This is a genomic window from Natrarchaeobius chitinivorans, assembly GCF_003841505.1.
In the GTDB taxonomy this organism is placed as follows: domain Archaea; phylum Halobacteriota; class Halobacteria; order Halobacteriales; family Natrialbaceae; genus Natrarchaeobius; species Natrarchaeobius chitinivorans.
In genome coordinates this window covers 24,653-33,269 of sequence record NZ_REGA01000028.1, presented here as the reverse complement: position 1 = coordinate 33,269, position 8,617 = coordinate 24,653, and the positions used below count along the sequence as shown (strand labels likewise).

Annotated in this window: 10 protein-coding genes; 4 read left to right on the top strand and 6 right to left on the bottom strand. The window is 63.3% G+C overall.

Annotated features, from left to right (window positions below):
• The first annotated feature begins 287 nt into the window (after positions 1-287).
• Positions 288-623: a DUF7344 domain-containing protein gene (locus EA473_RS20810; protein WP_124197542.1), complete on the top strand. Its 336-nt coding sequence runs from the start codon at positions 288-290 to the stop codon at positions 621-623.
• 255 nt (positions 624-878) lie between these two features.
• Here EA473_RS20810 and EA473_RS20805 read toward each other — a convergent pair whose 3' ends face one another.
• Positions 879-2,270: an NAD(P)/FAD-dependent oxidoreductase gene (locus EA473_RS20805; RefSeq protein ID WP_124197541.1), complete on the bottom strand. Its 1,392-nt coding sequence runs from the start codon at positions 2,268-2,270 to the stop codon at positions 879-881.
• 120 nt (positions 2,271-2,390) lie between these two features.
• Between EA473_RS20805 and EA473_RS20800 the strand changes: the two genes are divergently transcribed.
• Both EA473_RS20800 and EA473_RS20795 read left to right on the top strand, forming a co-directional pair.
• Positions 2,391-3,389 carry a D-2-hydroxyacid dehydrogenase gene (locus tag EA473_RS20800; RefSeq protein WP_124197540.1) on the top strand — a complete coding sequence of 333 codons (999 nt, stop codon included), beginning with the start codon at positions 2,391-2,393 and terminating at the stop codon, positions 3,387-3,389.
• A gap of 170 nt (positions 3,390-3,559) precedes the next feature.
• On the top strand, positions 3,560-3,994 hold the full coding sequence (locus tag EA473_RS20795) for a universal stress protein (RefSeq protein ID WP_124197539.1): 435 nt from the start codon (positions 3,560-3,562) through the stop codon (positions 3,992-3,994).
• 98 nt (positions 3,995-4,092) lie between these two features.
• Here the strand turns inward: EA473_RS20795 and asd are convergent, their stop codons facing one another.
• Positions 4,093-5,127 (bottom strand): aspartate-semialdehyde dehydrogenase, encoded by a 1,035-nt coding sequence (asd, locus tag EA473_RS20790; RefSeq protein WP_124197538.1) that lies wholly within the window; start codon positions 5,125-5,127, stop codon positions 4,093-4,095.
• A gap of 242 nt (positions 5,128-5,369) precedes the next feature.
• Between asd and EA473_RS20785 the strand changes: the two genes are divergently transcribed.
• Entirely contained in the window at positions 5,370-5,627 is a 258-nt protein-coding gene (locus EA473_RS20785; protein WP_124197537.1) for a hypothetical protein, read from the top strand.
• Positions 5,628-5,708: 81 nt separating this feature from the next.
• Here the strand turns inward: EA473_RS20785 and EA473_RS20780 are convergent, their stop codons facing one another.
• From EA473_RS20780 to EA473_RS20765, 4 genes are all read right to left on the bottom strand, one after another.
• Positions 5,709-5,900 carry a 30S ribosomal protein S17e gene (locus tag EA473_RS20780; protein WP_124197536.1) on the bottom strand — a complete coding sequence of 64 codons (192 nt, stop codon included), beginning with the start codon at positions 5,898-5,900 and terminating at the stop codon, positions 5,709-5,711.
• Positions 5,901-5,977: 77 nt separating this feature from the next.
• On the bottom strand, positions 5,978-6,964 hold the full coding sequence (locus tag EA473_RS20775; protein WP_124197535.1) for a hypothetical protein: 987 nt from the start codon (positions 6,962-6,964) through the stop codon (positions 5,978-5,980).
• Positions 6,965-7,128: 164 nt separating this feature from the next.
• Complete coding sequence (locus tag EA473_RS20770) at positions 7,129-7,749, bottom strand: DUF447 domain-containing protein (protein ID WP_124197534.1); 621 nt, start codon at positions 7,747-7,749, stop codon at positions 7,129-7,131.
• A complete protein-coding gene (locus EA473_RS20765) occupies positions 7,746-8,597 on the bottom strand; it encodes a triphosphoribosyl-dephospho-CoA synthase (protein ID WP_124197533.1) in 852 nt (283 codons plus the stop codon). The genes EA473_RS20770 and EA473_RS20765 overlap by 4 nt, the downstream gene beginning before the upstream one ends.
• Positions 8,598-8,617: the final 20 nt, after the last annotated feature.

The window sequence follows — 8,617 nt, the reverse complement described above, 5'->3', positions numbered from 1 at the left end:
AGATAAGCCCGTCTGCGTATTCGCTAGTACTGGAGTGGGAGACCCTCTGGGAACGCGAGTTCGCCGCCCCTTTCATACTTTCATTCACCTCACGGAGAGCGGTTGCGCTGCGTGGGGTGTGTCATATTGCGGCGGGGAGTGGTGATGCTGGGTCGTCTCGCCTAGTCGGGACGGACCGCGCGGCGAGGCGGTTCGCAGTGTCGCATATCAGTACCGGTCACTGACATTTAGACGGACCAAATACTTTTGGAACGAACCTTATTCAACTGTACGTGAAGGTCGAAAGCATGGAACGTAGTGAGGGATTGTTCCTCGATACCCTGTACGGGCTGTTGTCGAATTCCCAGCGCCGATACGTACTGTATCACCTCCTCGAGTCCGATCGCTCGACGGTCGAGGAACTCGCTCGAGACGTTGCCAAGAGGGACGGCTCGGACGAAAGAGAGGTGGCGATTTCGTTGACTCACAGCCATCTGCCACGACTCGCAGATCACGGTCTCGTCGAGTACGACGGGGAAAGTGGTCACGTGACGGTGACTGAGTCGTTCGAGACGCTTCGACGGACGATCGAGCAGAGCAAGGGGCTCGAGGTCGACGGTCAGCCGATGTCGAACAGGTGGTAATTTCTCTCGAGGCGAGAGTCGGAGACGTCTCTCGTCGTTTCGGAACGTGTCACCCGGAACACTAACGTCCAGCCTCATCCCGTGGCGGCGTGCCGCGTCGGCTGGCTAACCCTCGTGCCGGGTGGGGGAATTGGGTCGCTCCCCAACGGTGTCGCGTGCCCGGGTTCGCCGTGCTGTCATCGCACCCGAACGGGTAGGCTCGGACGGGGACTAGAGGCACGCAGTTTCAGTAGAAGGGCCGACCGTTTAACGCTTTCAGTAGAAGTAGTCGTCCTCGACGAGTTGGACGTATCGGCCGTCGCGGTAGTTGAACTTCCGGCGTTTGTAGGCGGCGACGATCTTCGTCGCGTCGAGGCCGGCGGAGTAGCGTCTGGAGATCAAGGCGTTGTCGGAGGAGTTTCCTTGCATGTCGTTTACGACGTCGAACGCCCAGTCCCAGTCGTCGGGTTCGTAGTCGGCGACGATGTCCGCGAACGCGACGTTTCGAAGGATTTCGTCGCCGATCGCGCGTTTCCAGATCTCGTTGTAACTTTCCAGCGAGTCGGTGGCGGCGAGTCGACCGGCGATCTTTCCGGTTCGAACGGCGACGTGGTACCCGCCCTCGTGAAACGCCGAGGTGGTTCCCATCGCGCCGCCGGCGACGGCGATGTTCGCGCCGACGGGGGAGTCGATCGGTCGCGTCGAGGAGATCGGATACGTCTCCGTTCCCTTCGATTTGCCGCGGTCTTCGACGATCGGAATCTCCGTTTCGACGTCGTACTCGTCGCCGTACTCGAGTTCGAGCAGACGAGAGATGTACTCCGAACCCGACGGGATCGTCTCGTCGGTCGGTTCGAGCAGTTTGTACGAACCGGGGTTGTCGACGTCTTCGAGTTGCATGCCGATCGGCATGGTCAGTCCGACGCGGGCGACCGTGCCGTCGTTGGGGAAGATCCACGGGTAGGCGGTTTCACCGGGCATGTACCCCCACCAGAACTTGAGGCGGTCTTCGAACTCCTCGAACAGTTCCGCGGGAAATTCTCGGTACTCCTGGTAGGCGATGTGGTTTGCCGACGGCGGCGAGAGGTGATCGGAGACGCTTCGTCCTGGGGGCGTAAACTGGTCGAGCGCCTCGAGTGTGACCCGGCGCTGGGGGCCGTCGGCGAGGACGACGTACTGTGCCTCGAGCTGGTCACCGTTCGAGAGCGTAAGCGTGTGGGTCGGCCCCTTCGGACTCGAGGACCGGAGGTCCGTCTCGAGGTCCGTTACGGCGGTCCCGACACGGAGGTCGGCCCCGGCGTCGGCGGCTCGTTCGTAGAGCCAGTCGTCCATCCGGGCGCGGTGAAACGTGTATCCGAACTTCGGATAGCGCGCCTCGATGCCCGTCGTCGTCATTTCGACGCGGCTGTCCGGGCCGATGAACTCGGTTCCCTCGAGTTCGCGGTGGATGACTTCGTCGGGTATCTCCCGATAGTCGAAGTCCATGATGTCGATCCAGTAGTCGAGCATACCGGCAGCGTCGGTCGAATCCGGCCCCAGTTCGTCGCGGTCTTCCCGCGGGACACCTTGCTCGAAGAGGACCGTCTCGGCACCGTGGGAGCTAGCCTGTTCGGCCGCGCAGGCCCCAGCGGGTCCGCCGCCGACGATCGCGACGTCAACGCGTTCCATACTCCGTGAACACTCAGTCACCCGTATTAAACCGCATGAAATTCGTGTCGAGATGGAGGACGTCGTCACTGCGATTCGCCGGGACGAACGCTTTTGATCTACCGGTTCGAGTGAACGACCATGACGGAACTCGACGCCGGTCGTGGTTCTGATAGCGACGGGACGGACGTACTGGTCCTCCGGCGGGGGACCCACGGAATGCCAGTCGAGGGGTACGTCGACGCCCTTCGCGACCGATTGCCGGATCGACGCGTCCGGCTCGCGCGCACGCCGGCCGACGAGCGCGAGCGGATCGGGGATGTAGCGTTCGTCACGGGAATGACGCTTTCCGAGGACCTCCTCGAGGTCGCCGACGATCTCGAGGTGTTCGCGTGCGCCTACGCCGGAACGGGTCACCTCCCGCTGGACCGACTCGAGGAACGCGACGTCGCGGTGACGAACGCGTCGGGCGTTCACGGCCCGAACATCGGCGAGCACGTCCTCGGTGCGATACTTCGGTTCACCAGGCGGTTCCACGTCGGAGCACGCAGACAACGTCGGCGGGAGTGGCGTCACTACCAGGCCCACGAGTTACGGGGTTCGACCGTCACCGTCGTCGGGCTCGGCGCAATCGGTCGCGCGGTCTGTGATCGGCTCGAGCCGTTCGACGTCGAGACGATCGGCGTGCGGTACTCTCCGGAGAGCGGTGGGCCGGCGGACGAGGTGATCGGATTCGACGGGGACGCGTTTCACGAGGCACTCGCCCGGACGGAGTATCTGGTGCTGGCGTGTCCGCTCACGGACGCCACGCGTGGACTCGTCGATCGCGAGGCCCTGCTGACGCTCGATCCGGACGCGACGATCGTCAACGTCGCACGCGGCCCGGTCGTCGACACCGATGCCCTGGTCGAGGCGCTTCACTCCGGCTGGATCCGCGGGGCGTCACTGGACGTCACCGATCCGGAACCGTTGCCGGCGGATCACCCACTGTGGAACTTCGAGAACGTCCAAATTACGCCGCACAATGCCGGTCACACCCCCGAATACTACGAGCGACTGGCGGACATCGTCGCCGAGAACGTCGACCGATTCGACGCGGAGGAATCGAACCGGGAACTCGAGAACCAGGTGCTTCCCTGATCGAACTCATCCGGTCCGAAGCGTCGATCGGGTTGTCGTCGAGCGTATGCAGTACATCTTTTTCACTCGCTGTGTCGAATTCCGTGTATGGAACGCACAGCAGCGACCGTAGCTGATTCGGACGGAACGCACTGTCGACCGGTTCGACATTCGAAAACGAGGGGAGGACGATGACGCTCAAATTCGACGGAACGGTGATCGTCCCGGTCGCAGATCCGGACGACGGCGCACGAACGACCGGATCGCTCGTTCCCTATCTCACGTCGACGAGTACGGTCGTCGTCGTCAACGTCATCGAGAAAGCCGGGGGCGGGATCGACAAGGCACCGATGGGCCAGCGCGAGGAGTACGCCGAAGAGATATTCGAGCGGGCCCGCGAGAGCCTCGAGGGATCGCCCGCGACCGTCGAGACGGACACGCTGTACGGAACCGACGTCGTCGAGACGATTTTCGACGCAGCGCGAGAGGAGGATGCCGATGCGGTCGTTTTCAATCCGCGAGAGGGTAACCGCCTGATGGAACTGCTCACCGGGAACGTCGCGAGGCGGATGATCAAGGAGGCCTCCGTTCCGGTCGTCGCGCTCCCACGGACGACGTCGGAGTGAATTCGGACGACCTCGGTTTCCGGGGTCGACTGCACGGTCGAGCCGTCACTGACTCGGGTTCTATTGTTCAGTGAAGAAATAGGACGGTCGGAACGGTCCTAGAGGTAGCCGTTCTCGAGCAACAGTTCGCCGTTCAACACGCTCGCACCGGCTGCGCCGCGGATGGTGTTGTGTGCGAGACAGTTGTACTGGAGCCCGAACGTCGATTCGCGGAGTCCGCCGGCGGCGATGGCCATTCCGTCGCCGAGCGTTCGGTCCATCCGCGGCTGTGGTCGGTCGGGTTCGTCGAAGACGTGGATGAGCTGGTCGGGCGAGGAACGCAGGGAAAGCGAGGGGTAGTCCCGCATCGCCGCTTTCGCGTCTTCGACCGTCAGCTCCGATTCGGTTTCGATCCAGACGTTCTCGAGGTGGCCGTCGATCGTCGGGATTCGATTACAGGAGGCGGCGACTTCGACGTCGTCGTGGGAGAGAGACGCGCCGTCGAACGTGCCCAGGAGCTTTCGGGACTCGGTCTCGAGTTTCTCCTCCTCGCTGCCGATGTGGGGAACGGCGTTGTCGATGATCTCCATCGAGGTGACGCCGTCGTAGCCCGCACCCGAAACCGCTTGCAGGGTCGCGACGTGAACGCTTTCGAGCCCGAACTCAGCGAGAGCGGCGAGCGTGGGAACGAACGTGATCGTCGAACAGTTGGGGTTTTTGACCAGCGCACCGTCCCAGCCTCGTTCGTCGCGCTGGACCTCGAGCAGGTCGATGTGCTCGGCGTTGACTTCCGGAATGACCAGCGGGACGTCGTCGGCCATCCGGCTGTTCGAGGAGTTCGACGAGACGACGTAGCCCGCCTCACAGAACGTCGGTTCGACCGCTTCACCGACGCTCGAGGGGAGTGACGAGAAGAGGAGATCGACGTCGTCCGGAACGGCGTCGGGATCGGTGGCCGAGACGGTCATCTCCGCGACGTCGTCGGGAATGGGGCTGTCTACTCGCCACTTTGCGGCCTGTTTGTAGGTTTTGCCGGCGCTTGCGTCGCTCGCGGTCAGGGCGGTGATCTCGAACTCCGGGTGGGGCTCGAGAAGCTGAATCAGTCGTTGACCGACGGCACCGGTTGCGCCGAGTATGCCTGCTCGTACTGCCATTTTCCGCCATTCGGAGACGGGCCCGCAAAACCGTTTGGGTTTGCGTCGATGCACCGTCGACTTTCGATACCGACGCTACACGTCGTCGGCGCTATCGGTCGAGACCGGCGTGTATAGAAGAGATTAAGAAAACGGAGTGGGACCTACAGAACGATGCACCAGCACGCAGTTCCCGTCGAACGTGATTCGTGGGCGACCGATCTCCGATCGACGAAGGCCACTGGTCGGTCGGGGTGGGGTCGATGACGAGTACCGCGTCGAATCAGGCCGATTCCGGACTGCTCGACTCCCGGTTCAGTATCGGAGCGGCTGCGCTAGCGGGAATTAGCGTCCTCGTCGCCCTCGTCTTCGCCTGGACCGGTTACCAGGGTGAGCAACTGTTCGTCGTCGGCACGGAGATGAATCTCATCAACGGTATGGCAGGGTTCATGCTGGCGATATTCCTCGCTATCGTCGCCCTCATCGCGGCGGTCTACATGGAACCCGGATTCGACCACTAAGCGCGGTTCTCGCTTCGTCCTCGCTAGCGAACTCGAGTGCAGCGGCTCGGAGTCGTCGAACTCGGGGATCGACAGTCAAAATTACGCTGGAACCTGTGCGCTTTTCTTCCGGGTAACGTAGCCGGCGATACGGTTTCGAACGCCTTTGGACTCGACGTTGGTGAGTTTATCGACGCTGTCTTTGTTCTGTTCGAAGTCGGTCGTGAACGCGTCCGGGTACCGCTCCAGGAGGAGGTTCCCGGTCTTCTTGACGTAGGCCGGTTTGATTGCCATGAGGGAAGGTTCCGTCCAGAGGCTCTTAATCCCTTTCTCTTGCCCCGGACGACGACTCGATCGATCAAGCTTGATCGCTACCGTCCGCTTGCACCAGAGACCGGTTTCGGATCGGGCTCTCGAGGCTGGTCGTCCGCGGTCGTCTCGTCCGCTTTGGAGACGAGTTCCGTGAACTTCTCTGAGCGCTCGGAGATTCGGTCGACGGTCGCGCTATCGGGGGTCGTATCTCGAGATTCGACGAGAAACGTCGTGATGACGACAGTCTTCACCCAGGGTTTGAGAAAGCCAACGTAGACGGTGAGAAAGAGCCCGACGAGGACCGCCCAGCTGGCTACCTCGAGGGTCGAGGAGAGGCCGCTGAGCACGTTCGCCACGGGGGAAAGGACGAGCAGGAGGGCGAAGCCTGCGACGTACATCCCGATCACGATAGCCAGGGTAGAGCCGAGGACCGGCTTCCAGTTTTTCCCGTAGAGGACGACGCCGTCTCTGGCCGCGGTCCAGGCGTTTTTCTCCGGGTTGATGAACATGTAGGCGATGATCGCCTCGTCGATATACGAGGAGGCGATTGCGATGGCTTTCCCGATCAGCTTGATCACCGTCCGGAGCGCGGGGACGACCGAGGCGATGTTCGCGAGCGAGACGACGCCGTCGTTGAACTGCTTGATGACCGTTTTGATCGCCTGATCGACGGCGAAGAGCACACTCGCTTCGGCGAAGTGCTCGGCGACTCGGTCTTTGCCGAACCGAAGCTGATCGGACGGAACCTCGCCCGTCTCGACCGCGTGGGCGATGACCGCGATATGCCCAGCTTTGACCAGATACAGCACGTATCTACTGAACAGTCGCCAGGCGGCGACGAACACTCCGACGGAGAGCAACAGTCCGATTCCAGCGATCGGTCCGGAGATCGATCCGGCCTCGAGGAGTCGGAAGCCGAGCCAGAGGACGATTCCGAAGTAGAGGATCGAAACGACCCCGAGGAGGATGCCGACGCCCATTCGGAGGAGAACGAACGGCATCGTCCGGACGAATATACCTGTTGCCTTCCCGAAGTGAAGTACCATGTAGCCGGTACTGGCCGCGCTATCCCTTAAAAAGTCTCTCGCGTCGTCCGCGGAGCGTTCCCGCTATCGCAGACCGTTTCCCGTTCGTTACGACGGTGCCCGACGGGAGCCCGTTTGTCACGACGATGACCCGTTCGGTACCACGAGTCTCGGTGCTCCGTTCGTTACCACGGGGAGTGCTCGCGCACGCGCTCGAGTGCGACCTGTTCGCGGTCGCTCCCCGCGCGCTCGACGACCGATCCACACCACTCGAGTCGCTGCCGAAGCGCCGTCTCGTCGTAGCCGTCGACGTCGAGACGGGAGGCGGCGACCGTCGCCTCGACGACGGCGTTGAAACCGCGATCGATCGTCGGAACGCGCTCAGTGACGATTTCGGATTCGGTCGGCTCGAGCGTCCACTCTTCCCACTCGGTTCCGTCCTCGGTCCCCGACTCGATTCGGTCGACGGTGACGCGGACCCAGGCGCTTGCGCTCTCGAGGATCGGGTCGTCTCCCTCGGAAATCGACAGTGCGGCGTCGACGAAGACGACGGGGTCGTCGACGAACTGGACGTATCCTTCCCCCTGGCGATGGAAGTTTCGTCGGGTCCGGGTGTTCCCCCAGGTCCGGGCTGTGACGGGGTCGGTCGCGAACACGCCGAGCGCCGCGGCGTTCCACCGGCCGTTCGGGCCGAGCGTGGTGACGACGGATTCGGTGACGCCCGACAGCGAAACGGGCCACTCGGAAACCGCGTCGTCGTCTCGCGTGCTCGTTTGACCGTCCGGATCGTCGCTCGCGTCGGTCATACGTCGAGGAGTTCGCGCTCGAGGGCGATGAAGAGTCCGGCGGCGGTAACGTCGGCCGTCGTCCCCGGGTTGACTCCGCGGTCGACGAGTTCGTCCGCGAAGGCGTCGACGGCCGCCGGGTCTGTCTCGAGGGCATCACGCTCGAGGTGTTCCGCGGCGCGGTCGGTAACCTCGCGCGCGACGGCGTCACCGTGTTTCGTGGCGACGAGCGTGTCGGGTCGCTCCGCGAGCAACGAGAGGAAGACCGCGGCGGCCCGGTCGGATGCGGATCCGTCGGCGTCGGCGAACCGTTCGGCCGCGAGAAACGATCGTTCGAAGCCGTGGGTCCACTCGCGGGCGACGTCGTCGCCCGGGACGCTCGCATCGAGGACGTCGAAAAGCGTCAGTCCCCGCTCTTCGAGCGCCGGAATCGCGTCGGACCCACGGCGGACGTCGAGGGGGCCCATCCCCGCCGGCGGATCGGAGACGAAGACGTCGACGTGCTCGAACGCGCGGTAGAACGCCGCGGCGTCGGCGACGGTCGTCCCCTCGACGACGGATTCGACGATCGGCTGTGAGAGCTCCTCTCGAGCGGCTCGAACGAGCGGGACGAGCAACAACAGTGCCCCGAACTGGGTGTTGTCTCCACCCTGTGTCGCCATCCCCTCGACGGCTCGTTCGAACGCGGGACCGACCGACGCGCCGTTGGCTGCCATCTCGAGTCCGTCTCGAGCGCCCACGGCCCCGGCGAGGAAGTGGTCGAATCGAAGCTCCGGCAGGTCCCGCTTCCGGTCGACGTTTCCCGGTTTGGGCGTCCCCGCCACCTCGAGTAGGAGTGCCAGTTCCGCGTTCTGTGCTGGCGGTCGCATGTGGGTCGGTGCGTTGGCGG